Origin of the sequence: Micromonospora sp. DT44, from assembly GCF_049841635.1 — a bacterium.
In the GTDB taxonomy this organism is placed as follows: Bacteria; Actinomycetota; Actinomycetes; order Mycobacteriales; family Micromonosporaceae; genus Micromonospora.
The window spans coordinates 79,006-103,873 of the sequence record NZ_JBNCKS010000020.1; the positions used below are offsets into that span (position 1 = coordinate 79,006).

At 70.5% G+C, this 24,868-nt stretch carries 24 protein-coding genes and 2 pseudogenes; 21 read left to right on the forward strand and 5 right to left on the reverse strand.

Annotated elements, in window-relative coordinates; genetic code table 11:
• Nucleotides 1–14 precede the first annotated feature (14 nt).
• The 3 genes from ACLQ25_RS14105 (at nt 15) to ACLQ25_RS14115 (ending at nt 3,714) form a co-directional block, all read left to right on the forward strand.
• Nucleotides 15–1,292, forward strand: a complete 1,278-nt coding sequence (locus ACLQ25_RS14105; RefSeq protein WP_425731320.1) for a lysine N(6)-hydroxylase/L-ornithine N(5)-oxygenase family protein — start codon at nt 15–17, stop codon at nt 1,290–1,292.
• Nucleotides 1,289–1,882, forward strand: a complete 594-nt coding sequence (locus ACLQ25_RS14110; RefSeq protein WP_425731321.1) for a GNAT family N-acetyltransferase — start codon at nt 1,289–1,291, stop codon at nt 1,880–1,882. The genes ACLQ25_RS14105 and ACLQ25_RS14110 overlap by 4 nt, the downstream gene beginning before the upstream one ends.
• Before the next feature lie 92 nt (nt 1,883–1,974).
• Nucleotides 1,975–3,714 carry an IucA/IucC family protein gene (locus tag ACLQ25_RS14115; protein WP_425731346.1) on the forward strand — a complete coding sequence of 580 codons (1,740 nt, stop codon included), beginning with the start codon at nt 1,975–1,977 and terminating at the stop codon, nt 3,712–3,714.
• A 211-nt stretch (nt 3,715–3,925) separates the two neighbouring features.
• Here the strand turns inward: ACLQ25_RS14115 and ACLQ25_RS14120 are convergent, their stop codons facing one another.
• Nucleotides 3,926–4,975 carry an LD-carboxypeptidase gene (locus tag ACLQ25_RS14120; protein WP_425731322.1) on the reverse strand — a complete coding sequence of 350 codons (1,050 nt, stop codon included), beginning with the start codon at nt 4,973–4,975 and terminating at the stop codon, nt 3,926–3,928.
• A gap of 321 nt (nt 4,976–5,296) precedes the next feature.
• Between ACLQ25_RS14120 and ACLQ25_RS14125 the strand changes: the two genes are divergently transcribed.
• From ACLQ25_RS14125 to ACLQ25_RS14165, 9 genes and pseudogenes are all read left to right on the forward strand, one after another.
• Nucleotides 5,297–7,630: a beta-L-arabinofuranosidase domain-containing protein gene (locus ACLQ25_RS14125; RefSeq protein WP_425731323.1), complete on the forward strand. Its 2,334-nt coding sequence runs from the start codon at nt 5,297–5,299 to the stop codon at nt 7,628–7,630.
• A 140-nt stretch (nt 7,631–7,770) separates the two neighbouring features.
• Nucleotides 7,771–8,505, forward strand: a complete 735-nt coding sequence (locus tag ACLQ25_RS14130; protein ID WP_425731324.1) for a hypothetical protein — start codon at nt 7,771–7,773, stop codon at nt 8,503–8,505.
• A complete protein-coding gene (locus ACLQ25_RS14135) occupies nt 8,502–8,831 on the forward strand; it encodes a winged helix-turn-helix domain-containing protein (protein ID WP_425731325.1) in 330 nt (109 codons plus the stop codon). Before ACLQ25_RS14130 ends, ACLQ25_RS14135 begins: the two co-directional genes overlap by 4 nt.
• A gap of 54 nt (nt 8,832–8,885) precedes the next feature.
• On the forward strand, nt 8,886–9,260 hold the full coding sequence (locus ACLQ25_RS14140; protein ID WP_425731347.1) for a thioesterase family protein: 375 nt from the start codon (nt 8,886–8,888) through the stop codon (nt 9,258–9,260).
• Nucleotides 9,261–9,296: 36 nt separating this feature from the next.
• Nucleotides 9,297–9,395 (forward strand): annotated as a pseudogene (locus tag ACLQ25_RS14145) (MBL fold metallo-hydrolase); the annotation flags it as partial.
• Between the two features lie 339 nt (nt 9,396–9,734).
• Nucleotides 9,735–10,664, forward strand: coding sequence for an ABC transporter substrate-binding protein (locus ACLQ25_RS14150; RefSeq protein ID WP_425731348.1), 930 nt, complete (start codon nt 9,735–9,737; stop codon nt 10,662–10,664).
• Nucleotides 10,665–10,780: 116 nt separating this feature from the next.
• Nucleotides 10,781–11,581, forward strand: coding sequence for an ABC transporter permease (locus ACLQ25_RS14155; protein WP_425731326.1), 801 nt, complete (start codon nt 10,781–10,783; stop codon nt 11,579–11,581).
• On the forward strand, nt 11,578–12,393 hold the full coding sequence (locus ACLQ25_RS14160; protein ID WP_425731327.1) for an ABC transporter permease: 816 nt from the start codon (nt 11,578–11,580) through the stop codon (nt 12,391–12,393). Before ACLQ25_RS14155 ends, ACLQ25_RS14160 begins: the two co-directional genes overlap by 4 nt.
• 47 nt (nt 12,394–12,440) lie before the next feature.
• Nucleotides 12,441–13,496 (forward strand): ABC transporter ATP-binding protein, encoded by a 1,056-nt coding sequence (locus tag ACLQ25_RS14165; RefSeq protein WP_425731328.1) that lies wholly within the window; start codon nt 12,441–12,443, stop codon nt 13,494–13,496.
• Here the strand turns inward: ACLQ25_RS14165 and ACLQ25_RS14170 are convergent.
• Nucleotides 13,475–14,584, reverse strand: a complete 1,110-nt coding sequence (locus ACLQ25_RS14170; protein WP_425731329.1) for an FAD-dependent oxidoreductase — start codon at nt 14,582–14,584, stop codon at nt 13,475–13,477. The two genes, ACLQ25_RS14165 and ACLQ25_RS14170, sit on opposite strands and share 22 nt — an antisense overlap.
• An 85-nt stretch (nt 14,585–14,669) precedes the next feature.
• Between ACLQ25_RS14170 and ACLQ25_RS14175 the strand changes: the two genes are divergently transcribed.
• Nucleotides 14,670–15,020, forward strand: coding sequence for a hypothetical protein (locus ACLQ25_RS14175; RefSeq protein WP_425731330.1), 351 nt, complete (start codon nt 14,670–14,672; stop codon nt 15,018–15,020).
• Between the two features lie 41 nt (nt 15,021–15,061).
• Here the strand turns inward: ACLQ25_RS14175 and ACLQ25_RS14180 are convergent, their stop codons facing one another.
• Entirely contained in the window at nt 15,062–15,526 is a 465-nt protein-coding gene (locus ACLQ25_RS14180) for a MarR family winged helix-turn-helix transcriptional regulator (protein WP_425731331.1), read from the reverse strand.
• Nucleotides 15,527–15,662: 136 nt separating this feature from the next.
• Here ACLQ25_RS14180 and ACLQ25_RS14185 point away from each other — a divergent pair, with 136 nt between their 5' ends.
• Nucleotides 15,663–16,223 (forward strand): NADPH-dependent FMN reductase, encoded by a 561-nt coding sequence (locus ACLQ25_RS14185; protein WP_425731332.1) that lies wholly within the window; start codon nt 15,663–15,665, stop codon nt 16,221–16,223.
• A 96-nt stretch (nt 16,224–16,319) separates the two neighbouring features.
• On the forward strand, nt 16,320–17,651 hold the full coding sequence (locus ACLQ25_RS14190; RefSeq protein ID WP_425731333.1) for an MFS transporter: 1,332 nt from the start codon (nt 16,320–16,322) through the stop codon (nt 17,649–17,651).
• On the opposite strand, the pseudogene ACLQ25_RS14195 reads toward ACLQ25_RS14190, so the two are convergent.
• Together ACLQ25_RS14195 and ACLQ25_RS14200 are read right to left on the reverse strand one after the other, a co-directional pair.
• Nucleotides 17,635–18,117, reverse strand: a pseudogene (locus tag ACLQ25_RS14195) (GNAT family N-acetyltransferase); the annotation flags it as partial. The gene ACLQ25_RS14190 and the pseudogene ACLQ25_RS14195 sit on opposite strands and share 17 nt — an antisense overlap.
• A 9-nt stretch (nt 18,118–18,126) precedes the next feature.
• On the reverse strand, nt 18,127–19,227 hold the full coding sequence (locus ACLQ25_RS14200; RefSeq protein WP_425731334.1) for a LacI family DNA-binding transcriptional regulator: 1,101 nt from the start codon (nt 19,225–19,227) through the stop codon (nt 18,127–18,129).
• 93 nt (nt 19,228–19,320) lie between these two features.
• Here ACLQ25_RS14200 and ACLQ25_RS14205 point away from each other — a divergent pair, with 93 nt between their 5' ends.
• The 6 genes from ACLQ25_RS14205 to ACLQ25_RS14230 all read left to right on the forward strand — a co-directional run bounded on the left by ACLQ25_RS14205 (nt 19,321) and on the right by ACLQ25_RS14230 (nt 24,795).
• Nucleotides 19,321–20,031 (forward strand): cupin domain-containing protein, encoded by a 711-nt coding sequence (locus ACLQ25_RS14205; RefSeq protein ID WP_425731335.1) that lies wholly within the window; start codon nt 19,321–19,323, stop codon nt 20,029–20,031.
• A gap of 327 nt (nt 20,032–20,358) precedes the next feature.
• On the forward strand, nt 20,359–20,613 hold the full coding sequence (locus tag ACLQ25_RS14210; RefSeq protein WP_425731336.1) for a hypothetical protein: 255 nt from the start codon (nt 20,359–20,361) through the stop codon (nt 20,611–20,613).
• A gap of 27 nt (nt 20,614–20,640) precedes the next feature.
• Entirely contained in the window at nt 20,641–21,792 is a 1,152-nt protein-coding gene (locus tag ACLQ25_RS14215; RefSeq protein ID WP_425731337.1) for a Gfo/Idh/MocA family protein, read from the forward strand.
• Complete coding sequence (locus ACLQ25_RS14220) at nt 21,789–22,943, forward strand: dihydrodipicolinate synthase family protein (RefSeq protein WP_425731338.1); 1,155 nt, start codon at nt 21,789–21,791, stop codon at nt 22,941–22,943. The genes ACLQ25_RS14215 and ACLQ25_RS14220 overlap by 4 nt, the downstream gene beginning before the upstream one ends.
• Before the next feature lie 56 nt (nt 22,944–22,999).
• Entirely contained in the window at nt 23,000–23,803 is an 804-nt protein-coding gene (locus ACLQ25_RS14225; RefSeq protein WP_425731339.1) for a sugar phosphate isomerase/epimerase family protein, read from the forward strand.
• Between the two features lie 47 nt (nt 23,804–23,850).
• Complete coding sequence (locus ACLQ25_RS14230; protein ID WP_425731340.1) at nt 23,851–24,795, forward strand: acyltransferase domain-containing protein; 945 nt, start codon at nt 23,851–23,853, stop codon at nt 24,793–24,795.
• Nucleotides 24,796–24,868 lie beyond the last annotated feature (73 nt).

Sequence of the window (24,868 nt, forward strand, 5' to 3'; positions counted from 1 at the left end):
GCCTGGAGAAGAAGATGTCCACCCACGACTTCGTCGCCATCGGGCTCGGCCCGTACAACCTGGGTCTGGCCTGCCTCACCGCGCCGATCGACGAGCTGGACGGGGTGTTCCTGGAGGCTCGACCCAGCCTCGCCTGGCACCCCGGCATGCTGCTGGAGTCCGCCCGGTTGCAGACTCCGTTCATCGCCGACCTGGTCAGCCTCGCCGATCCGACCTCCCCATACTCGTTCCTCAACTACCTCAAGGAGATCGGACGCCTCTACCCGTTCTACATCCGGGAGAGCTTCTACCCCCTGCGCAGCGAGTACGACGCGTACTGCCGCTGGGCGGCGGCGAAGCTGCCGAACCTGCGCTTCGGTCAGACGGTGACCACCGTGGAGTACGACAGCGCCGACGGGCGGTACGTGGTGCGGGCCACTACCGGCGGGTCCGAGAGCGTCGAGTACCGGGCGCGGCACCTGGTGCTCGGCACCGGCACGCCGCCGCACCTGCCGGCCGCCGTCGCCGGGCTCGCCGGGGACGCCGTGCACAACTCGCGCTACCTGGAGCACCGGGACGCGCTGCGGACCAAGCGCAGCATCACCGTGGTGGGCAGCGGGCAGAGCGCCGCCGAGATCTACCACGACCTGCTCGGCGACATCGGCCGGTACGGCTACCAGCTCAACTGGGTCACCCGTTCGCCCCGGTTCTTCCCCCTGGAATACACCAAGCTGACGTTGGAGATGACCTCACCGGGCTACGTGGACTACTTCCACGCGCTGCCCGAGGAGACCCGCTACCGGCTGGAATCGGCGCAGAAGGGGCTGTTCAAGGGGATCAACGCCGACCTGATCAACGACATCTTCGACCTGCTCTACGCGCAGAGCGTCGACGGTCCGGTGAACACCCGGCTGATCACCAACACCGAGCTGGTCGACGCCACCCACCACGACGGGGAGTACACGCTCGGGTTGCGGCACGTCGAGCAGGAGCGGGACTTCACCCTGCGGACCGAGGGTCTGGTCCTGGCCACCGGCTACCACTACCGGGTGCCGACGTTCCTCGAACCGGTGCGCGAGCGCATCCGCTGGGACGCGCACGGCCGCTTCGACGTGGCCCGCAACTACAGCATCGACCACGACGGGCGGGGCATCTTCCTGCAGAACGCGGGCACCCACACGCACAGCATCACCTCACCCGACCTGGGCATGGGCGCGTACCGCAACTCCTGGATCATCCGCGAGCTGCTCGGCCGCGAGTACTACCCGATCGAGAAGAGCATCACCTTCCAGGAGTTCGGGGTGGTGTCGTGAGCGCCGTCTTCACCCGCGCCGACGACCGGCTCGGGGACTTCGCCCTGCGTGCCCTCGATCCGGAGGGCGACGCCGGGGTGCTGCACCGCTGGGTGACCCACCCGAAGTCGGCGTTCTGGTTGATGCAGGACGCCGACGAGGCACAGGTCGTCGAGGAGTACCGGCGTATCGCCGCCCACCCGCACCACGACGCGTACCTCGGCCTGTGGCGGGGAAGTCCGGCGTTCCTGGCCGAGCGCTACGACCCGGCCCACGTGGAGCTGGTCGGCCTCTACGACCACCAACCCGGCGACGTGGGCATGCACTTCCTGTGCGCGCCCGCCGGCACGCCGGTGCACGGCTTCACCCGCGCGGTGATCCGTACCGTCCTGGCGTGGCTCTTCGCCGACCCGGCGACCGTGCGCGTGGTGGTCGAGCCCGACGTGCGCAACACGGCCGTGCACGCGCTGAACGCCGCCGTCGGGTTTGAGGTCGTCGGTCCGATCACCAAGCCGGAGAAGGAGGCGCTGCTCAGCGTCTGCACCCGCGCACAGTTCCAGGCCGCCACCGAGCCGGCCGCCGCCACCGCAGCAGAAGGAGCCCCGGCGTGACCACCACCGCCGTCCCCACCTCGCCGACCGTCGCCGGCCCGGCCGACCCGGTCGCGCACCTCACCCCGCAGCGCTGGGCGCGGGCCAACCGGATGCTGGTCCGCAAGGCGTTCGCCGAGTTCACCCACGAGCGGCTGCTCACCCCGACGCCCGTGCCGGGCCCGGACGACCGGCAGTGGTACGAGGTCCGCAGCGACGATGAATCCGTCACCTACCGGTTCGCCGCCCGGGTGCTCGCGCTGGCCCACTGGCAGATCGACGCGGACAGCATCACCCGGCACCGCGACGGCACGTCGCTGCCACCCGACGCGGTGGACCTGATCGTCGAGCTGCGCTGCACTCTCGGGCTCTCCGCTCGGGTGCTGCCCGTCTACCTGGAAGAGATCACCTCCACCCTGGCCGGTACGGCGTACAAGCTGGCCCAGTCCGCGCCGAGCGCCGCCGAGCTGGCCGGGGCCGACTTCCAGACCATCGAGACATCCATGACCGAGGGTCACCCCTGCTTCGTGGCCAACAACGGCCGCCTCGGCTTCGGCGTCGACGAGTACCACCGCTACGCCCCGGAAACCGCCACGCCGGTACGCCTGGAGTGGCTCGCCGCGCACCGGGACCACTCGACGTTCAGCAGCGCCGCCGACCTCGACTACGACGCGCTCATCGCCGGCGAGTTGGACGCTCCGACCCGGGCGCGGTTCGCCGCCACGATGGCCGACCTCGGGCTCGACCTCGCCGACTACCACCTCATCCCGGCGCACCCCTGGCAGTGGTGGAACAAGCTGGCGGTGACGTTCGCGGGGGAGTTGGCCGAACGCCGGCTCGTGCACCTCGGCCCCGGCCCCGACTCGTACCTCGCGCAGCAGTCCATCCGTACCTTCTTCAACGTCAGCGAGCCGGGCCGGCACTACGTCAAGACGGCGCTGTCGGTGCTGAACATGGGCTTCATGCGCGGGCTGTCGGCCGCGTACATGGCCGCCACGCCGGCCATCAACGACTGGCTGGCCGACCTGATCGCCAACGACGAGGTGTTGGCCGGCACGGGCCTGACGGTCATCCGGGAGCGGGCGGCGGTCGGCTACCGCCACCGGCAGTACGAGACGGCCACCGAGCGGACCTCCCCGTACCGCAAGATGCTCGCCGCCCTCTGGCGGGAGAGCCCGGTGCCGGGTCTGGCCCCGGGGGAGCGACTGTCCACGATGGCCGCGCTGCTGCACGTCGACGACGACGGCGGCTCGCTGGCGGCGGCGCTGATCGACCGGTCCGGCCTCGCGCCCGAGGTGTGGCTGCGCCGCTACCTGGACTCCTACCTGACCCCGCTGCTGCACAGTTTCTACGCCCACGACCTGGCCTTCATGCCGCACGGCGAGAACGTCATCCTGGTCCTCGACGAGCACGACACCGTCCAGCGGGCGATCTTCAAGGACATCGCCGAGGAGATCGCGGTGTTGAGCGCCGACGTCGAGCTGCCGGCCGAGGTGGAGCGCATCCGGGTCGAGGTGCCCGACGACACCAAGCTGCTGACCATCTTCACCGACGTGGTGGACTGCTACCTGCGCCACCTCAACGCGGTGCTGGTCGAGGCCGGGGTGCTCACCGAGGACGCCTTCTGGGGCACGGTCGCGGCCTGCGCCGCCGACTACTTCGCGCGGGTGCCGCACCTGGCCGAGCGCGTACGCCACTACGACCTGTTCGCTCCCGAGTTCGCGCTGTCCTGCCTCAACCGTCTTCAGCTGCGCGACAACCAGCAGATGATCGACCTGGCCGATCCGTCGGCCGCCCTGCAGTTCGTCGGCACCCTCACGAATCCGCTGGCCGCCCACGCCCCGGCCGCCTGACGCCGTCCCGCGTCCCGGCCGCCCGCCGGGACGCGTTGCGCTCCCGCACCGGGTCGGCGGCAGCCCTCCGTCTTCATCGCGATCACTTGATGCTGACCAGTTGTCCGGCCCCTCATGGAACTGGTCAGCATCAACTGATCATTCCCCGCCGGGCACGGCAACCACGCGTCGTACCCGTACGTGACGGTCTCCGGATCGGTTGACCCTTCGTCTACCGGTAGTCGGCGAAGATCCGCCGTTCCACGCCGTCGACGGTTACCGGGCCGCCGTGCGGGAGAACCCACTGTGGTCTGGTGTGGCCGAACGGCACGCCGACGCAGACCACCGCGTCGGAGTTGTAGCGGCGCACCAGGTCGACGACAGTGTCGCGCTGCTGCTCGCGTAGCCGCGCCCGCTCCTGCGCGTCGGGCCGGCGGTCCAGGTCGGAGACCGGGGGACGGGCGACCAGGACCGCGTCGGCGGCGGCCAGGAGGCCGCGCTCACCCAGCGAGCGGACGATCCGAGCGACCTCACGCGCGGAAAGCAGCTCCTCCGACGTCTCGATGATCAGCACGCCGCCGCGCAGCACCTCCGGTCCGAACCCGAAACGCTCCGCCGTGAGCAGCCACTGGAGAACCTCCAGGCAGCCACCCCAGGTGGGGCCGGTGACCGTGCGGCGCGGCCCGTGCCAGGTCCACGGCTCGGTCGGCTCGCGTTCCCCGAACGACTGCAACGCCCGCGGATCGTCCCAGGGGACCCCGACGTCCTCGGACTCGCCCGGGTCGGTGATCTCCAACCGCTCGCCGGTGAGCAGCGCGGCGCGCAGCGAGCGGGCGTGGATGTCGTCCACGGCGGGACCGGGGCCGAGGTGCACCTGGGACGACCCGCCGTAGAAGCTCGCGATGCCGAGTCCCCAGAGCCACTGGTGCAGGTTGGTGTTGTCGCTGGTGCCCAGGAACGGCTTCGGGTCCGCGCGGGCCAGGTTGGCGTCCAGGTGGGGGACGACGGTGATCTGGTCGTGGCCGCCGACGACGGCCAGGATCGCGCGTACCCGAGGATCGGCGAAGGCGGCGTTGATGTCCGCCGCGCGGGCCTGCGCGCTCGCGCCGACCGTGCGGGTGGTGGGGTACTCGACCGGGACGAGGCCGGTCACGTCGGCGAGCCGGCGCATGGCCTGCTCGTGGATCTCGGGGAAGGCGCCGGCGGCGGCGAAGGACGGCGACAGGACCGCGATGCGTTCGCCGGGGCGCGCCTTCGGGGGACGTACAAGATCGTGCTTCATCCCGAGATTCCACCAGCGGCACCGGTCGGCGCGCACCCCGTTTCGATGTGCGCCGACGGTGGCCGCACCGTGCAGAGATCCACCGGTGTTATCGATAACACGAGGTGAAGCCCCCTACCGCACCCGTGTAGCCACGCCTGATCTGCCAGCTCAGGTGTGGTGCACAGCGAGCCGTAATAGTTAGAACCTTGAATTTGTGCGTAGTCCAGCCGTAACATGCCGAACACGGATGTGAACGCTAACGTTCGGACCCCTGCATCCTGCCGAGCCCGTCCCGCCCGGTTGCCGTCCCATCGCCGGTTGCGCTCATTTGGAGGTCCCATGTCGTCCCTGCCCCTCAGCCGACGCCGCGTTCTGCAGGCCGCCGGCGCCACCGCCGTGGTCTCCGCGACCGGCGCCGCGACGCTGGGCGCCGGCCCCGCCGCCGCCGCGGTGGTCCCGCCAGCGCGTGCGGACATCGGCGTCGCGGCCTACGCCTTCGACCCCGGTCAGGTGCGACTGACCAGCGGCCGTTGGCTGGACAACCAGAACCGCACCCTGAACTACCTGCGCTTCGTCGACGTCGACCGGATGCTCTACAACTTCCGCGCCAACCACCGGCTGTCCACCAACGGCGCCGCCACCAACGGTGGGTGGGACGCGCCGAACTTCCCGTTCCGTACGCACATGCAGGGGCACTTCCTGACCGCGTGGTCCCACGCGTACGCGGTGCTGGGCGATACCACCTGCCGGGACAAGGCGAACTACATGGTCGCCGAGATGGCCAAGTGCCAGGCGAACAACGGCGCGGCCGGGTTCGGCGCGGGCTACCTCTCGGGCTTCCCGGAGTCCGACTTCTCCGCGCTCGAGGCGCGGACCCTGTCCAACGGCAACGTGCCGTACTACTGCATCCACAAGACGCTCGCCGGCCTGCTCGACGTCTGGCGCTACACCGGCAACACCCAGGCCCGTACGGTGCTGCTGGCCCTCGCCGGCTGGGTCGACACCCGCACGTCCCGGCTCAGCTCCAGCCAGATGCAGTCGATGCTCGGCACCGAGTTCGGCGGCATGAACGACGTGCTGACCGACATCTACCAGATGACCGGTGACAGCCGGTGGCTCACGACGGCCCAGCGGTTCGACCACGCCGCGGTGTTCAACCCCCTGGCCAACAACCAGGACCAGCTCAACGGCCTGCACGCCAACACGCAGGTGCCCAAGTGGATCGGCGCGGCCCGCGAGTTCAAGGCCACCGGGACCACCCGCTACCGGGACATCGCCAGCAACGCGTGGAACATCACCGTGGGCGCGCACTCCTACGTCATCGGCGGCAACAGCCAGGCCGAGCACTTCCGCGCGCCGAACGCCATCGCCGGTTACCTGAGCAACGACACCTGCGAGCAGTGCAACACCTACAACATGCTCAAGCTGACGCGCGAGCTGTGGCTGCTCGACCCGAACCGGACCGACTACTTCGACTTCTACGAGCGCGCGATGATCAACCACCTGATCGGCGCGCAGAACCCGGCCGACAGCCGTGGCCACATCACCTACTTCACCCCGCTCAAGGCCGGTGGGCGGCGGGGCGTCGGCCCGGCGTGGGGTGGCGGCACCTGGAGCACCGACTACAACTCGTTCTGGTGCTGCCAGGGCACCGGCCTGGAGATCAACACGAAGTTGATGGACTCCGTCTACTTCTACAACGGCACGACGCTCACGGTGAACCTCTTCGTGCCGTCCGAGCTGAACTGGTCGCAGCGGGGGATCACGGTCACCCAGAACACCACGTACCCGGTGAGCGACACCAGCACGCTCACGCTCTCCGGCACGATGAGTGGCTCGTGGAGCATCCGGGTGCGCATCCCGGCGTGGACGAGCGGCGCGACCATCAGCGTCAACGGTGTGGCCGAGTCGGTCACCACGACGCCGGGCAGCTACGCCACCGTCACCCGCACCTGGGCCGCCGGCGACACCATCACCGTACGACTGCCCATGCGGGTCGTCATGCGGGCGGCCAACGACAATCCCAGCGTCGCCGCCGTCACGTACGGCCCGAGCGTGCTCTGCGGCAACTACGGCAACACCACGCTCAACTCGCTGCCGTCACTCGTGGTCTCGTCGATCGCGCGGACCAGCACCAGCTCGCTCGCGTTCACCGCCACGGCGAACGGCTCCACCGTCAACCTCGCGCCGTTCCAGGACGCCCACGGCTACAACTACACGGTCTACTGGAACACCAGCACCAGCAGCGGCGGAGGCAGTTACCGGCTGGTGAACGTGGCCAGCGGGATGGTCCTCGGCATCCAAAACATGTCCACCGCGGACGGTGGGCTGGCTCTGCAGTGGGACGACAGCGGCACCGCCGACCACAACTGGGTCATGATCACCGATGGCAACGCCGTCCGGTTCCGCAACGTCAACAGCGGCAAGGTCCTCGGTGTGGAGAACATGTCCACCGCCGACAACGCCCGTGTCCTGCAGTGGTCGGACAACGGCACCGCCGACCACCGGTGGACTCTGGTCGACAACGGCGACGGCACCTACAAGATCCGCAACGTCAACAGCGGCAAGCTGCTCGGCATCCTGAACAACTCCACCGCCAGGGGCGCACAGGCGGTGCAGGATTCGGACAACGGCACCACCGACAACCGCTGGCGGCTCGTGGCCAACGCCTAGGCAGCCACCGCACGGGCTCGGCCCGACCGGGGCGTGTGTCGACATCCTGAACCGAGGATGTCGACACACGCCCCGGTGTTGTCTGGACGCGGTCCGCGAACTCTCTTGCGCGGATAGGTCTGTCATGCAAAGCTAACTTCATGACAAACGAATCCGCTCCGCAGGCGGACGGCCCACGGGAGCTGTTGGCCGCCGTGCGCGACCTGACCCGCCAGGTCCAGGTCGCCCAGCGCGGCACCTGGTTCGCGCTGCTGGTCCTCGCGGTGGTCACCCTGGCCGCGATACCCGTCTACCGGTACGCCCCCTACCTCGACCTGTTCAACACCTGCCGATCCCGCGAGCAGCAGACGGTCTGCATGCAGCCCAATCCGGCGGAGCTCGGGTACTGGACCGTCGCGCTGGTGCTCGCGTACGTGGCGATCGCCGGCTTCTACCTGCGACAGTCCCGACGCCGTGGCGTGGGCACCCCGATCCGCCCCTACGTCCTCGTCGGCGTCGCGTTGGCCGTGCTGATGGCCGCCGTGTCGATCTGGCTGACGTTCCACCCGCTCCTGCCCGTCCCCGCCGACCCCTTCTCCACCGACCCGGTCGAGATCGAGGTCGGTCCGGCGGCGTGGCTCGTCAACGGACTGGCCAGTCCCGTCGCGGTCATCGCACTGGCGCTGCTGGTGCTCGCGTGGGTCGAACGCAACTGGGCGCTGCTGGCGTACAGCCTCGTCTACCTGGTGATCGTGATGGTGCAGGGCAGCCAGGTCATCCACTCGACCTCGCGGTGGTTCTTCCTGCCGCACCTGCTCCTCTCGGCGGCGCTGCTGCTGCTCGGCAGTGCCGCCTTCGCCCTGTTCCGGCCGCGCACCGAGGTTCCGCGGCGATGACCGACCACCCCACCAACGGCCTGGACGACGTGGTCCACCAGCGCGTCCGACTGGGCATCCTGGCCATCGCGCACCAGGCCCGCCAGGTCGAGTTCAGCTTCCTGCGCACCACCCTGCAGCTGACTGCCGGCAACCTGGGGCAGCACCTGACTGTCCTGGAGAAGGCCGAGCTGATCCAGATCGAGAAGGGCTACGAGGGTAAGCGCCCCCGTACCTGGGTGACTCTCACCGCTGCGGGTCAGGCCGCCCTGCGCGACGAGATCGCCCACCTCAAGCAACTTATCCAGCAGGTCGAGCAGGCGGAGACCGCGCCGACTGCCGACTAGATCGTTGCCGCCACGTGGGGAGGTCTCGCCCTGGCCCAGCGGGGCATGACGACCATGCAGGAGCAGCCCGAGCCGGCCCTCGCGCCGGGTCTGACCGCCCAGGTCGAGCTGACCGTCACCGACGCGGACACCGCCCAGGCGGTCGGTTCGGGGGACGTACCGGTGCTGGGCACGCCTCGGGCGCTCGCGCTCGCGGAGGCGGCCACCGTCGCGGCCACGGCGTCGGCGATGCCGCCCGGCTCGACGACGGTCGGCACCCGGGTCGAGCTGGAGCATCTCGCGCCGACGGTGGTGGGCCGCACGGTACGGGCGCAGGCGCTGCTGACGACGGTCGACGGTCGCCGGTTGTCGTTCGAGGTCAGCGTCTCCGACGGCGACCAGACGGTGGCCCGGGGTCGGGTGGACCGGCTCCTGGTAGACCGGCCCTGACGCACACGGTGCACACGGGGCGACGCTCGACCTGGCGGCGACCTGGTGGAGCAGAGCGGTCCGCCCGCCTTCGAGGACTCGTGCCCCCCGCAGTGGCCGGACGCGGTCGCGGACCTGCTGCGGCTGACCACGCCCCGCAGGCGCCGTTTGATCTTTGGTTACGAATTGCGCACGGTAGTTGATCGTGTGGTCGCCTTCCAGGAATCGTCAAATACGGTGTCGTCATACACGAGCCCTTCTCACCTAATCGGGGATGATGTGGAGATTTCCATGGCATCAGCAAGCCCTTCCTGGCACAGACACGTACGCCTGAGCCGGCGCGACTTGTTGCGGCGCGGCGGGCAAGCGGCCTCAGCGGTCGCCGCGTCGACCCTGTTGACCGCCTGCGGTGACGATCGGGCGCCGAACATCGCGCGCTCCGGCAGCCCGGGTCCCGTGACCGGCACGATCACGATGATGAACTACCCCGACTGGATGGGAAAGGACGAAGTCGCCAACTTCCAGCGGGCGTTTCCGGGCACGGAGGTCAAGCAGGTCTCCGGGCTGACCTCGGGCGCCGCCCAGGCAGTGACGCAGATCCGCCAAGCCCGCGGCGCGTACGATTTCACCCTGGCCGGTGGTGCCACAGCCGGCCAGTTGCAGGCGGCCGGGCTGACCGCGCCGTTCGACCCGACCCGGGTACCACGACTCTCGACCGTGCCGGAGTTCTTCCGCAAAGCCTACCCGTACGGCATGCCGATCGACCTGGGAAAGGTCGGTTTCGGATATCGGCAGGACCTCATCTCCGAGCGGCCACGTTCCTGGGCCGACCTGTGGGCCCTGGCCGCGAGCCGGCCGGGGAAGGTCACCGTTCTGCGCTACGCCGAAGACGTCCTGTCGATCGGGCTGCTGCACACCGGACACTCCGCCAACGCCGACGACGATGCCGCGCTCAACCAGGCGGTCGGCGCGCTGACCGAACTGAAGGCCAACCTGCGGGCGTTCCTGAACACCGACTTCTCCAAGGATCTGCTCACCGGCGCCGCGGTGGCAGCCGTCAGCTACGACTACGACATCGCCGCCGCGCAGAGGAAGAACAAGGACATCGTCTGGGTCGCCCCGACCGAGGGCATGCCCGGGTACCTCGACGGGTGGCTACCCCTGAAGGGCAGCGACAACCTGGACACCGTGTACGCGTTCATGAACCACCACCTCGATCCGCGCGTGTACGCCGACTTCATCAACACCACCGGCTCGGCCTACGTCCTTCCCGACGCCGAGCCCCACATCGACGAGTCGATCCGGACCAACACAAGCCTGCGCTACGAACCATCGAGCGTGGCCTCGGTAGAGTTCGCCACCTACCGCGGGCCAGAGGGTGCCCGCCGACGGGCACAGGCCATCGAGCGGGTTCTCGGCGCTTGAACGGCCGAAACGCACTGCACACGCCCACGTCGGCCAGTGATGATGCAGGCAGGACGACGGGTTGGCGCTTGCGGGCGGCGCGCGTGCGACACCTGTTCCTCGTACCTTCCGGCCTAGTGATCGTGTTCCTGTTCCTGCTGCCGGTGACGCTGCTGGCGGTCGTGTCGTTCGGCCGCGTCGACCTGACCACGTACGTGACGCAACTCGACTTCCAGCCGTCGAACTACCTGCGCGCTCTGGACCCGCTGTATCTGCGCCCAGTGCTGTGGTCCTTCGCCACCGCGGCAACGGCCACGCTCGCCTGTCTGGTTGTCGGATTCCCGGTCGCGCTGACCCTGAGCCGGTGGGAGGGGCGTCGGCAGCGCCTTCTGCTCGGGGCTGTCGTGGTGCCACTGTGGATCAGCTTCGCGGTCCGGACGTACGGTTTGGTGGCCGTACTGTCCGACTCCGGCCCGGTGTTCGGGTTTCTGCACCGAATTGGTCTGCCCGACAGCACGCCGGAACTGCTCTACACGCCAGTGGCCGTGGTCATCGGCATGGTGTACAGCTATCTACCCCTGATGGTGCTCCCCATCTTCGTGGCCTTGGAGCGCATCGAACCGACGCTGCTGCTGGCGGCCGCCGATCTCGGTGCCGGGCCATGGTCGCAGCTGCTCCGCGTCCAGGTGCGTCTGGCCGCGCCCGGCATCGTGGCGGGCTGTCTGCTGGTCGGAGTGCCGGCCATCGGGGAGTACGTCGTGCCGGCGATCTTGGGCGGTGGCAAGGTCATGCTCTACGGCAACATCGTCGCCCGGCAGTTCCAGGAGGTGGGCGACTATCCCCTGGGCTCTGCTCTGACGATGCTGCTGATCGTGGCGGTGTCGATCGTGTTGATCGTGGGCCGCCGCGCCACCGCCCGGGTCGAGGACGTCACGTGAAGCCGTACCGCGGGCCCCGCCTCGCTTCGGTCGTCACGCATCTGGTTCTCGCCGCCCTGTACATCCCTATCGCGTCGGTGGCGATCAACTCGTTCAACGCCGACGACCGCTTGGCGACCTGGGGAGGACCGACGCTGCGCTGGTGGACGCAGGCGCTCGGCGACGCCCGTGTCCGCACCGATCTACTGGCCAGCCTCACCATCGGGCTGTCCACCACCGTGATCTCGGTGGCGGTGGCAGTGCTGACGGGCCTGTGGTGGCGCCACGCGTCACCCCGTGCCCGGCGGGTCATGGACGTTCTGACCTCCGCGCGGATCATGCTGCCGGAAGTGGTTCTCGCGGTCGGCCTGTTCCTGCTCGCCGAGCGGGCCGCCCTCCCACTTGGCGCAAGCGCGATCGTCGCTGGACAGGTCGTCTTCTGTTCCGCCTACGCTGCCGTCGTCATCCAGGCCCGCCTCGCCGTCCTGGGAACGGCGCTGGAGGACGCCGCGGCGGATCTCGGCGCGTCACCATCACGGGTGTTCGGCCGAGTCACCCTGCCACTCCTCGCGCCGGCGATCCTGGCAGCTGCCCTACTGGTGTTCACGTTCTCCCTCGACGACGTGGTGATCGCGCAGTTCCTCGGCGGCACCGAAACGGAGACCCTCCCCGTGCTGTTGCTCGGCAAGATCCGCCTAACCGTGTCACCGGAGGTCAACGCCATCGGCACTGGCCTACTGCTAATCACCGCTGTGCCGGTGATGGTCCTTCTGGCCGCCGGTCGTCTACCCCTACCAGCCCGCCGTCGCAGCACGCCTGGGGGTGAGCGGTGACTGCCATCCAACTGCGGAGTCTGTCCCGCCGTTACGGCGCCACCACCGTGGTCGACGACGTTCGCCTCGTCGTCGCGGCCGGGGAGTTCTTCTCGCTCCTGGGCCCGAGCGGCTGCGGCAAGACGACCCTGCTGCGGATGATCGCCGGTCTCCTTCCGCCGAGCGACGGCCAGATTCTGCTGGGTGGCCGCGACGTCACCAACCTCCCGGCACATCAGCGCCCGGTTAGCACGGTGTTCCAGGACTACGCGTTGTTTCCGCATCTCAGCGTCGCCGAGAACGTGGCGTTCGGGCTCCGCGCAGAGGGCGTACGGGGCGGCGCGGTGCTCGATCGGGTGGCCTTGGCGCTCGAACAGGTTGGCCTGACGGGGCGGGACAAGGCCCGGCCCCGCGATCTCAGCGGCGGTCAGCGGCAACGGGTAGCGCTGGCCCGCAGCCTCGTCCTACGGCCGCAGGTGCTCCTGTTGGACGAGCCACTGGGCGCCCTCGACCTGGCACTGCGCCGGCAGATGCAGTCGCTACTCAAACAGCTACAGCGGAGCACCGGCATTACCTTCATCCACGTCACGCACGATCAGACGGAGGCGTTCGCCATGTCCGACCGCGTGGCGGTCATGGCCGCGGGGCGCATCGCCCAGGTGGGTCCGCCGAGGGAGATCTACCGGAACCCCGCATCGCATTTCGTCGCGTCGTTCGTGGGCGAGGTGAATCGCCTGCCCGCCCGGGTGATGGCGGACCCACTCGACGGCCGGGTCGAGGTACAACTGGCGGATCGCCGCACCCTTCGGGTACCCGCAAGCGCGGATCTGCGCAAGGGTTGCGAAGTCGACCTGCTCCTGCGACCGGAGGACGTATCCATCGGCCCACCGGCGGCTGGTTCCATCAGCACGCCCGCGACCGTGGTCGACGTGACATTCGAGGGGCCCTCCACAGTGGTCGTCGCCACGACCGCCGACGGGACAGAGCTCACCGTGCGGCTTCCCAGTAGCCGGGCAGACGAGCTGACAGGCGTGACGGCATTACACCTCAGCTGGCGGTCGCAGGACTCCTGGGCGCTGCCGCGCGCCTCCGCCGGCGGCGCTCACACCCCGGCGAACCGATGATTGAGCGCCGCCGACCGGCCGAGCATCCAGTACGCCGCCGAACGCAATGGGTACAGCGGCTGCGGCCATTGCGTGGCGATTCTGCTGTACCGGCGCGACCACGCCTGGTTGTACTCCACGTAGGGCCGAACCCGGCGTTCCCACCCGACCAGGGCGCGCGGCACGTCCGGCGCCTCTGCCACATCGTCGGCGAGCGCCAGGACGGCTCTGATGGCCGACACCGCCCCCTGCCCCAGGTTTGACGCCATCGCGAAGCCCGCATCCCCGACCAGCGCGGTCGAACCGAAACTCCACCGATCGCAGTGCACCTCGACCAGATCGCGCCAGTCAGCCTGCAGTGGCGCCCGCTCCAGCACATCACCCACCTCCGGGAAGGTACGCGCCCACCACTCGTGGTCCAGCGGATCCGTGCGAGACCGGGAATCATCGCGGCGGCAGGACAGGAACACAGCGATGTCTGAGCCGCCGAGAGGCAAAATGCCCACCCGCCGCGTGTCGCGCAGCCACTCAGGCTGCGTCGTCAGCCATTCGTCGTTTCGGCGCTCCACGACGTATCGCAGGCCCGAGACGTTCAGATCGGTTAGCTGTACGCCGACCCCGAGGTTGCCCAGCGCACGACGGACGCGGGAACCGACACCGTCCGCGCCTACGATCAGATCCGCTGTTTCCGCCGTCACCTCGCTGCCCCCGGCATCAATCAGCAGCGCCTCGCCGGTGGCCCCGACTACCGCGGACCCGGTGCGGATCTCTGCCCCCGCAGCCCTGGCCGAGTTGACCAGCGCCCGGTGCAACGAGCGCCGGTGGCAGCAGAACATCGGACGCCGCACGCGCTGCGACTGCACCGTGCGGCCCCGTTCGTCGTGCATCGACCAGTACTCGACAGCGCGCGCATCGGCTACCGTCTCTTCCAATGCCCCGAGTCGACTGAGCGCATCGATGCCATCGGGGCCGAGCGTGATGCCGGCACCGATCTCTCGTAGCTCGGCGGAGCGTTCGTGGACGATGACTCTCCAGCCCCGGCTGCCCAGCGCAGTGGCCAGCGCGAGCCCGGCGATGCCGGCACCAGCGATCCGTGCGGTACGTGACATGCTTCAACCTCCGAGATCAACTCTACCGACTGTCGAACAACCGCCGCCCCTCGCGGTGATCATTCACGACCGAACGGAGCCTGTCGTGCTGAGCTATCTCGCGGTTGTCCTGCTGACGCTCGCCGGCGCGTGGGCCGACGCCCGCGGCTTCGTCTGGGCCGACCGGATCTGGCTGGACGGTCGCCTCAGCCCGCGCCCACTGGTGATCACGTCGCTGGTCTACCTGCTGGGCCAGGCTGCCTACGTGCTCACGCTGCGATTCCTCGCCCAGATCCGCGACGTCAACGTGGCCCTGCAGGCGACCGGCTGGTCCATCTTGACCTTCGCCTTCGTCGCCGTCGCCGACGGCGCAGTCGCCAACTGGCAGTGGACTGACCGAATGCTCCTGCTGGGCGGCGTGTCGTGTCTCGTGGCGCTGTTCTACCGCACGAGCTGACAACCCCTACCTCGTCGATCTAATTTTTCAGGTCGAAGTAGCTAGTTGGCCGTTCCCGCGCGCCGGAACGCGCGAGCCAGCTCGGTCAGGTCCAGACCCTCGAAGTGGCGTAGGAACCGCCGGCGTACGGCCGCCAGGTGGCTGGGCCAGGACTCCTCGAGCCGGGCGAAACCGGCGTCGGTGAGCACCGCGTTCCAGCCCCGGGCGTCCTCCTCGCACCGTTCCCGCTTGACCAGCCCCTGGCTCTCCAGCCGGATGATCGTCCGGGTCATCCCGCTCAGCGAGAGATAGCAGGCCGTGGCGAGTTCGTGCATCCGCATCCGCCGCTCGGGCGCCTCGGAGAGGTTCATCAGCGCGGTGTACTCGGTCAACGGCAACTGCCGGTCGCCGACCATGTCGGCGTCGATCGTGCGCGGCACCACGTACATCACCTGGCCCAGGGCGCGGACCAGCGCCTCCTCGTCGGAATCGAGGGGTCGCTGCGCCTCCGGGCGGGAATCGGCCATCTCTCCAGCATAGTTGCTTGATTGAGCAATTGCTTACCCTGGGTGTGAGGGTGCTCATACCACGGTCATTTGCTTGACGAAGCAAGGAGCGGCTAGCGTTCCGGCGGTCAGGTTCGGACAACTGAAAGGCGCAGCCATGACCAGGATCGGGATCATCCTCGGAAGCACCCGCCCGGGGCGCAACGGCGAAGCCGTCGCCCGCTGGGTCCACGAGATCGCCCAGCAGCGCACCGACGCGCAGTTCGAGCTGATCGACCTGCTCGACTACAAGCTGCCGCACCTCGACGAGGCGATGCCGCCGGCGATGGGCCAGTACAGCCAGCCCCACACGGTGCGCTGGGCCGAGACCATCGCGTCGTTCGACGGCTTCGTGATGGTGACGCCCGAGTACAACCACTCGACCTCCGGCGCGCTGAAGAACGCCATCGACTTCCTCTACAACGAGTGGAACAACAAGGCCGTCGGGTTCGTCAGCTACGGCTCCCTCGGTGGCGCCCGCGCCGTCGAGCACCTGCGCCTGATCGCCGGTGAGCTGCAGATGGCCGACGTGCGCGCGCAGGTCGCGCTCTCGCTCTACACCGACTTCGAGAACTTCAGCACCTTCAAGCCCGGCGACCAGCACCTGCCGGCGCTGACCACCACCCTCGACCAGGTCGTGGCCTGGAGCACCGCGCTCGCGCCGCTGCGCCAGGGCTGACCCTCCTCGGGTACGCCTCGAGACGGCCGCGGGACTCTCGCCCGCGGCCGTCGGCGCGTACCCACCGCCGGGGTCGAGCACGATAGCCTCGGCGGGATGAGCGCAGAGCCCCGTGCGGGCCGGGCCCCACTGTGGCGGGACCGTGCCTTCGGCACGTACTGGATCGCCCAGACGCTCTCCGCGGCCGGCAACGCTTTCGCCTACCTGGCGGTGCCGCTGCTGGTCCTCGAGGTGACCGGGTCGGTGGCGCAGATGGGTCTGCTCACCGCCGTCGCGGGCGTGGCGTCGGTGATCGCCGGTGTCTTCGGCGGGGTGCTGGTCGACAGGTACGACCGGCGTCGGCTGATGATCGTCGCGGACCTGGTCCGGATGGTCCTCTTTGGTCTCGTGCCGATCGTCTGGCTCGTCAGCCCACAGGTCTGGCTGCTCTTCGTCGTGCTGCCGATCTGCGCGGCGGCCGGCATGCTGTTCCAGGTCGCCGCGGTGACCGCCGTCCGCAACCTCGTCGACGCCGACCGGATCACCGAGGCCAACGGCCGGCTCCAGGCGACGTTCGCGGCGACCGCCGTCCTCGGGCCGCTGCTCGCCGGTGTGGTGTCGGCCCGTTTCGGCCCGGCGGTCGCCATCGCCGTCAACGCCGCCAGCTTCGCACTCTCGGCCGTTGGCCTGCGGCTGATCCGCTTGCGCACCGCCCAGCCCGCCGACACCGCGCCGATGGCCCGGGAACGCCCGCTGGTCGAGTTCCTGGCCGGCGCGCGGTTCCTGTGGCGGCAGCCCGTGCTCCGCGCGCTGACCGTCCTGCTGTCGGTGTTCATCTTCCTGACCTACGGCTTCACCGACGTGCTGATCTACCACGTGACACACGACCTCGGCGGCACCGAGGGGACGGTCGGCATCGTCCTCGGCCTGGCGGCTCTGGGCACGGTCGCCGGGGCGCTGCTGGTGGCGCCGCTGCGTCGGCGACGCGGATTCGGCGCCACCTGGATCGGCGCGCACACGCTCTGCGGGTTCGCGGTGGCGGGCGTCGGCGTCGCGACGACCGTGCCGACGGTCACCGCCCTGACCGCCGTGTACCTGTGCTGTCTCAGCGTCGGCGGGATCTGCTCGATGTCACTGCGCCAGGAGATCACTCCCGACCACCTGCTCGGCCGGGTCACCTCGGCGTTCTGGAGCACGCACTACGCCCTCGGCCCGGCCGGCGCGGCCATCCTGACCTGGGCCGCCGGCCGGTACGGCGTACCGGCGGTGGCGCTCGTGGCCGGCGTCGGCTGCCTGCTGGTCGCGGTCGGCGGGGTGTTCACCCCGATCCGCCGCGCGCGGGCGCCGAACCGGCGTCCACCGCACCGGGACTCGGGCGGGCCCCGGCCGTGGGCACGATCGGCGGCTGAGGCACCGCACGGCGGGGGAGTCGGAACTCCCGGTACATGACGTGCAGCCCGACCCGCCCGAGGGTCCGGTGATGGAACGCGCCGGGCACGGTGCCGACCACCTCGAAGCCCTCCCGCCGGTACAGCTCGACCGCCGTCCGGTTCGTCTCCACCACGGCGTTGAACTGCATCCCGGCGTACCCCGCGAGGCGGGCCCAGGTCAGAGCGTCGTGGCACAGCGCGGTGCCCACGCCCCGGCCACGGGCGTCGGCGGCCACCAGGAAGCTGGCGGTGCTGACGTGCGCGCCCGGCCCGGGACGGTTGGCCCCCATCTTCGCGCTGCCCAGCACGCGATCACCGTCGGTCGCGACGACGGTCCGCCCGGGAGGGGCCTCCACCCAGACGGCGTACGCCTCCTCCGCCGTCATCCCCGGGTCGTAGGCGAAGGTCTCCTGCGCCTGGATCACGTCCTCGATGATCGGCCACACCTGCGACCAGTCCTGGTCGGTGAACGTACGGATCAACACGGGCGCGGGCTACGCAGGACGCCCTCGAGGGGACAACGGGTTTTGCGGGCCCGTCAGGAGGCGGCGTCGGCGCGCCGGGCGCGGGGCGTCGTCGTGGCACGTGGCCGGCCCGGCGGTGTCCCGGCGGACCAGCTCGGCGGGCAGCACCTCGACCCGGGGGGCCGGCGCCGCCGCGCCGAGCACCAGCGACATGGCCCGGACCCCCATGTCGACGAGGGGGAGCCGCACCGTGGTCAACGCGGGTGTGACGTCGCGGGCGATCGGCATGTCGTCAAAGCCGACGACGGAGATCCGTCCCGGTACGGCGAGTGAGCGGGCCCGCAGGGTGGCCAGGGCGCCGATGGCCATCGAGTCGTTGAGCGCCACGATGGCGGTCAGCTCCGGATCGGAATCGAGCAGCCGGGCGGTGGCCTCCGCGCCGCCGTCCCGGTCGAACTCGGCGTACCGGATGCGCCGCTCGGGCAGGTCGAGGCCGTGCTCGGCCAGGGCCTGTCGGAGCCCGGCCAGCCGGTCGGTGGTGGTGGTGAGGATGCGCGGGCCGGCGACCACGCCGATCGCCCGGTGGCCCAGCGCGCAGAGTTCGCGGCCGGCGAGGTGACCGCCGGCCCGGTTGTCCGGCATGACCGCGTCGCCGGAGTGCTCGTGGCGGCCGATGACCGCGACCCGCCCCCCGGTCGCCTCGTACGCGGCGAGCTTCTCGTTGAGCTGCCGGGTGAAGGCCTCGTCGTGGTAGCCGGACCCGGCCAGGATCAGCGCCGCCACCTGGTGGCCGCGCAGCAGCTCCACGTACTCCAGCTCGCGGTCCGGGTCGCGGTAGCTGTTGCAGATCATCAGCAGCCGGCCCTGGTCGGTGGCGACGCGTTGCAGCCCGCGGGTGATCTCGGCGAAGTATGGGTCGGAGACGTCGTGCACGATCACGCCGACCGCGCTGCGGTGCGAGCGGGCCAGCAGTTGGGCGTGCGCGTTCGGCACGTACTGCAACTCGGCGACGGCCGCGAGCACCCGCTCGCGCAGTTCGTCGGTGACCGGTTTGCTGCTGCCGTTGATGACGCGCGAGGCCGTGGCAGGTGAGACGCCTGCGCGCCGCGCCACGTCGGACAGGGTCGCCATGGCCCGCCCCCTCGGTCTGTTGACGGCGTTTCGCCGCGCCGGCTAGCGTCACCGTACCGCAGAGAAAGCCCTTTCCCGCAGGGAGGCCCGGCCATGTCGGAACGCTTCGCGGCACTGCCCGGCGGTATCGGAGTGTCCCGGCTGCGCGTCTACGACACGGCGGCGCCGGACGGCGTGGTCGGCGGCACCCCGCACGTGCACCTGTGCTGCACCGAGGGGTACGTGGTGACCGGCGGCGAGGGCGCGGTGCAGACCTTCGGCGGCGAGGGCTTCCGGGAGAGCCCGTTGTGGGCGGGCACGGTGGTCTGGTTCGGGCCGGGCACCGTGCACCGCCTGGTGAACGCCGGTGGTCTGTCCATCGTGGTGCTCATGCAGAACAGCGGCCTGCCCGAGGCCGGCGACGCGGTCCTGACCTTCCCGCCCGAGGTGCTGGCCGACCCCGAGGCGTATGCCGAGGCCGCGGCGCTGCCGGACGGGGGAGCGCCGGGGGCGGACGTGCGGAGCGCGTACCGTCGACGGGATCTCGCGGTGGCCGGCTTTGCGGCGCTGCGGACCGGTGGTCCGACGGCGCTGGCCGCCTTCCACGCGGCGGCGGCCGCGCTGCGCCGGCCACTGCTGGTGGCCTGGCGGCAGCGGTGGCCGGACGGCGCGGCTGCGGCCGCCACCGGCACCCAGTTGGACGCCCTGGAGCGGGGCGAGTGGCGGCATCTGGGCGGGGCCGGCGTGTACGCGGTGGACGGGCCGGTCGAGCGCGGCCGGTTGGGGATGTGCGGCCTCCTCGACACCTATCCGGCTGCCGGCTGACCCGACGAGCCCGGCTTGGTCCAGCTCGGACCGTCAGGGTGATGATCCACCCCGGGTTCAGGGAAGTCGCGGTGTCCGAGGAGCAGGGAAGGCCCGGTTTGCGGTAAGCCGAGTTGATCACGGGCGACGCCGTCGCCTGGGCGGTCCCGCTGGCGTCGAATAGATCGAGGAAAGGCCTTGCCTGCCGTCTGGAGGCGGCCTACGCTCCCAGGAAAGCGCTTGCCCTGACCCGCCGACCGGCCCGGCTCCCGGGTGCCGCGCCGGGCCACGAGGAGGTTCGCGTGACTGTCCTGGCCTGGCGCCCTGGACGCGCTGACCCGCGAGCAGATGAACGCCGAGCTGCACCGCATCTGGCGGGAGACCGGCACCACGGTGGTGCTGGTCACCCACTCCATCGCCGAGGCGGTCTTCCTCGGCACCCGGGTCGTGGTGATGAGCGCCCGGCCCGGCCGGATCATCCGCGCCTTCGACGTCGAGCTGCCGGCGCACCGCGACTACGCGCAGGTGATGTCGGATTCCCGCTTCGACCGGCTCGCCACCGAACTGCGCGGACTGCTCGGCAGCGCGGCCGCCAACCACTGAACGACCAGCACGACGAAGGGAACCGCCATGACCCGCAGGACGATCGGCATCATCGTCAACGGCGTGACCGGCCGGATGGGCTACCGCCAGCACCTCGTCCGGTCCCTGCTGGCCATCCGCGAGTCCGGCGGCGTGACGTTGGCCGACGGCACGACCATCTGGCCGGAACCAGTCCTGGTGGGGCGCAACGAGACCAAGCTCCGCGAACTCGCCGGGCGGCACGGCCTCACCGACTGGACCACCGACCTGACCTCCGCGCTGGCCCGCGACGACGTCGAGATCTACTTCGACGCCCTGGTCACCCAGCAGCGGGAGGAGGCGATCCGCCAGGCGATCGAGGCCGGCAAGCACATCTACACGGAGAAGCCGCTCGCCGAGGACACCGCGGCCGCGCTCGACCTGGCCCGCGCCGCCGACGCGGCCGGTGTCCGCACCGGCGTCGTACAGGACAAGCTGTTCCTGCCCGGGCTGCGCAAACTCAAGCGGCTCGTCGACGGCGGTTTCTTCGGACGGATCCTCTCGGTGCGCGGCGAGTTCGGCTACTGGGTCTTCGAGGGTGACTGGCAGCCGGCCCAGCGTCCCTCGTGGAACTACCGCGCCGAGGCCGGCGGTGGCATCACCTCCGACATGTTCCCGCACTGGCACTACGTGCTCCAGGAGCTGTTCGGCCGGGTCACCGCGGTCACCTGCGTGACCGCCACCCACGTGCCCGAGCGGGTCGACGAGGACGGCCGCGCCTACGCCGCCACCGCCGACGACGCCGCGTACGCCATCTTCAAACTCGGCGGCGGTGTGATCGCGCAGATCAACTCGTCGTGGGGTGTGCGGGTGTACCGCGACGAGCTGGTGGAGTTCCAGGTCGACGGGACCGAGGGCAGCGCCATCGCCGGGCTGCGGCGCTGCCGGGTGCAGCACCGGGCGGTCACCCCGAAACCGGTGTGGAACCCGGACCTGCCGGTCACCGAGGACTTCCGCGCCCAGTGGACCGAGGTGCCCGACAACGAGGAGTTCGACAACGGCTTCAAGATGCAGTGGGAGGCCTTCCTGCGGCACGTCGTGGCCGGCGAGCCGTTCCCGTGGGACTTCCTGGCCGGGGCGCGCGGCGTGCAGCTCGCCGAGCTGGGGCTCCGCGCGGCGCGCGAGGGCGTCCGCGTCGAGGTGCCGGAGCTGCACCCGTGAATGCCGTTGACGTGGCGCTGCCGGGCGGGCGGCGCCACCGGCTCACCGGGGCCGGCGGATTCACCCGCCCGGCCGCACCTGCGACCAGCCGGATCGCGTACGCCGCCGCGCACGTGGTCGCCGATCCGGGCGCGGAGAACGTACCGGGCGCCCCGGCGACGGTGGACTGGGACGCCACCCTCGCGTTCCGGCGGCACCTGTGGTCGTACGGGCTGGGTGTCGCCGAGGCGATGGACACCGCCCAGCGGGGGATGGGGCTGGACTATCCGGCGACCCGGGAGCTGGTGCGGCGCAGCGCCGCCGAGGCCCGTGCCGTGGGCGGGCGGATCGTCGCCGGTGTCGGCACCGACCAGCTCGCGGCCGGCCCGGCCAGCCTGGCCGAGGTCACCGGCGCGTACCGCCAGCAGCTCGACGACGTCCGCGCCGCCGGCGCGCGGCCGGTGCTGATGTGCAGCCGGCACCTGGCCGCCACCGCCCGCGACGCCGAGGACTACCTACGGGTGTACGACGAGCTGCTGACCGCCGCCGACGAGCCGGTGGTGCTGCACTGGCTGGGCCCGATGTTCGACCCGGCGCTGACCGGCTACTGGGGGTCCGCCGACCTGGACCTGGCCGCCGACACGGTGGTCGAGCTGGTCAAGGCCCACCAGGCGACGGTGGACGGCATCAAGGTGTCGCTGCTCGACGCCGACCGGGAGGTGGCGTTGCGGCGTCGACTACCGGCCGGGGTACGCCTCTACACCGGCGACGACTTCCACTACCCGGAGCTGATCCGGGGCGACGAGGTGGGCCACTCCGACGCGCTGCTCGGCGTGTTCGCGGCCATCGCGCCGGCCGCCGCCGCCGCGCTGGATGCTCTCGACCGGGGCGACCTGACGTCGTACGACGAGATCTTCGCCCCGACCGTGCCGCTGGCCCGGCACCTGTTCGCGGCGCCGACCTGGCACTACAAGACGGGCATCGTGTTCCTGGCGTGGCTGGCCGGGCACCAGGACCACTTCACGATGGTCGGCGGAGCGCAGTCCGGCCGGTCCCCGGCGCACCTGGCGACCCTGCTCACCCTCGCCGACGCCGCCGGGCTGCTGCCCGACGCGGAGCTGGCCGCCGCCCGCGCCCGGGCGTTCTTCACCGTCGCGGGGGTGATGCAGTGAGCGCGAGGAGTGAGCCGGTTTTGCGAGCCCCGCAGTCGCGAACGGAGAGCAGCCCAGTGAGTCTCGCGCGGTTCTCGTTCAACCAGGCGACCGCGCAGCGCTGGGCGCTGCCCGAGGTGGTCGCCGGTTGTGTGGCGTCCGACGTACCGGGCATCGGACTGTGGCGGGAGCCGGTGGCCGAGTACGGTCTGGCCCACTCGGCGAAGCTGGTCCGGGACGCGGGCCTCACCGTCACGTCGCTGTGCCGGGGCGGTTTCTTTACCGCCGAAGACTGGCGTACGGAGAACCAGCGGGCCATCGAGGAGGCCGCCGCACTTGGCGCATCCGAGCTGGTGCTCGTCTCCGGCGGACTGCCGGCGGGCAGTCGTGACGTCGACGGCGCCCGCCGTCGGGTCGCCGACGCGATCGGCGAGCTGGCGCCGCACGCGGCGGCGGCCGGCGTCCGGCTGGCGATCGAACCGCTGCATCCGATGTTCGCCGCCGACCGCTGCGTGATCGCCACCCTCGGTCAGGCGCTCGACATCGCCGAGCGGTTCGATCCGGCGGTGGTCGGGGTGGTGGTCGACGCGTACCACGTGTGGTGGGACGACACCGTCTACGCGCAGATTGCCCGGGCCGGCACGCGGATCGCCGCGTTTCAGGTCTGCGACTGGGTGACACCGCTGCCGGAGGGGGTGCTGCTCGGCCGGGCGCTGCCCGGCGACGGGTGCATCGAGCTGCGGCGGCTGCGCGAGGCGGTGGACGCGGCTGGCTACCGCGGCCCGATCGAGGTGGAGGTCTTCTCCGCCGAGGTCTGGGCGCGGCCGGGCGCGCAGGTGCTGGACGCGGCGATCGCCGGCTATCTGCGCCACGTCGTCTGACCGGAGCGGGGCGCAGGGGAACGCCGACCGGCGGTAGGGTCGTCGGCGTGGATCTGGAGGAGACCGCAGCTCTGCTCGGGGTGCCCGTCGAGGCCGTCGAGCGGGTGCACCGGTTGGCCGGCGACCGGCCCTCGGCCCCCCTGCCCGCCAAGGCCGACGCGCCGGCGATCCTCGACCGGCTCGCGGTGCCGTCCGATGACGCCACCGAGATCATGGCCGGCTGGCCGGACGACTCCGCACCACTGTGGACACCGGAGCTGCGCTGGCTGCTCGACCGTTCGATCGCGCTGGTCCGCGCGGATCTCGGCGGGTACCTCTGGCTGCCGCCCGGCCCGGAGCTGCCGCGCGACCGTGGTCCGGCCTGGCGGCATCTCTACGTGTACGCGTACCTCGCGCTGGTCGAGGTCGTCCGGGGCTACCACCGCGACCATGGCGTTCCCGACGCCGTCTCCTGGGCGACGCTCGCCGACCTGGGCCGTAACCTCGCCATCGACCGGCGGATGCGCGGCGAGGGCTGGCCGGTCATGCAGAGCTGGTTGACGCTGCACGTCCGCGGCGCCGTCTACGAGTTGGGCCGGTTGCAGCACCACCGCGGCGACGGCGCGATCGGCCTGCACATCCCCGACGCGGGGCCGCTGACGCCGGAGGCGGTCTCGGCGTCGCTCGACGAGGGTCGCGCCTTCTTCCCGCGTCACTTCTCCGACGAGAGCTACGCGGCGTTCTCCTGCGGCTCCTGGCTGCTCGATCCCCAGTTGCGGGAATACCTGCCCGAGGACTCGAACATCATCCGGTTCCAGCGACGGTTCGAGCTGGAGCCCTACGAGGAGCCGGAAGGGCTGGACGCGGACGTCGAGGTGCTGCGGTTCGTGTTCCGCACCCTGAGCACGCCGCTCGACGAGCTACCGCGCCGTACCGCTCTGCAACGCGCGATCGTCGACCACCTCTCGGCCGGCCGGCACTGGCAGTGGCGTCAGGGCCGCTTCCCGATCTAGGTGACTGGTGTTAAACGATGGCTGCCACTGGCGTGGCGGCCATCGCTTTCTGTCTATTTTAGGTAGTTTGTTG

Excerpts from the sequence above, each read along its gene's own strand:
- ACLQ25_RS14105 (WP_425731320.1), top strand. The coding sequence starts at position 15 with ATGTCCACCCACGACTTCGTCGCCATCGGGCTCGGCCCGTACAACCTG.
- ACLQ25_RS14115 (WP_425731346.1), top strand. The coding sequence starts at position 1,975 with ATGCTGGTCCGCAAGGCGTTCGCCGAGTTCACCCACGAGCGGCTGCTC.
- ACLQ25_RS14120 (WP_425731322.1), bottom strand. The coding sequence starts at position 4,975 with ATGAAGCACGATCTTGTACGTCCCCCGAAGGCGCGCCCCGGCGAACGC.
- ACLQ25_RS14125 (WP_425731323.1), top strand. The coding sequence starts at position 5,297 with ATGTCGTCCCTGCCCCTCAGCCGACGCCGCGTTCTGCAGGCCGCCGGC.
- ACLQ25_RS14130 (WP_425731324.1), top strand. The coding sequence starts at position 7,771 with ATGACAAACGAATCCGCTCCGCAGGCGGACGGCCCACGGGAGCTGTTG.
- ACLQ25_RS14135 (WP_425731325.1), top strand. The coding sequence starts at position 8,502 with ATGACCGACCACCCCACCAACGGCCTGGACGACGTGGTCCACCAGCGC.
- ACLQ25_RS14140 (WP_425731347.1), top strand. The coding sequence starts at position 8,886 with ATGCAGGAGCAGCCCGAGCCGGCCCTCGCGCCGGGTCTGACCGCCCAG.
- ACLQ25_RS14150 (WP_425731348.1), top strand. The coding sequence starts at position 9,735 with ATGGGAAAGGACGAAGTCGCCAACTTCCAGCGGGCGTTTCCGGGCACG.
- ACLQ25_RS14170 (WP_425731329.1), bottom strand. The coding sequence starts at position 14,584 with ATGTCACGTACCGCACGGATCGCTGGTGCCGGCATCGCCGGGCTCGCG.
- ACLQ25_RS14180 (WP_425731331.1), bottom strand. The coding sequence starts at position 15,526 with ATGGCCGATTCCCGCCCGGAGGCGCAGCGACCCCTCGATTCCGACGAG.
- ACLQ25_RS14185 (WP_425731332.1), top strand. The coding sequence starts at position 15,663 with ATGACCAGGATCGGGATCATCCTCGGAAGCACCCGCCCGGGGCGCAAC.
- ACLQ25_RS14190 (WP_425731333.1), top strand. The coding sequence starts at position 16,320 with ATGAGCGCAGAGCCCCGTGCGGGCCGGGCCCCACTGTGGCGGGACCGT.
- ACLQ25_RS14200 (WP_425731334.1), bottom strand. The coding sequence starts at position 19,227 with ATGGCGACCCTGTCCGACGTGGCGCGGCGCGCAGGCGTCTCACCTGCC.
- ACLQ25_RS14205 (WP_425731335.1), top strand. The coding sequence starts at position 19,321 with ATGTCGGAACGCTTCGCGGCACTGCCCGGCGGTATCGGAGTGTCCCGG.
- ACLQ25_RS14210 (WP_425731336.1), top strand. The coding sequence starts at position 20,359 with ATGAACGCCGAGCTGCACCGCATCTGGCGGGAGACCGGCACCACGGTG.
- ACLQ25_RS14215 (WP_425731337.1), top strand. The coding sequence starts at position 20,641 with ATGACCCGCAGGACGATCGGCATCATCGTCAACGGCGTGACCGGCCGG.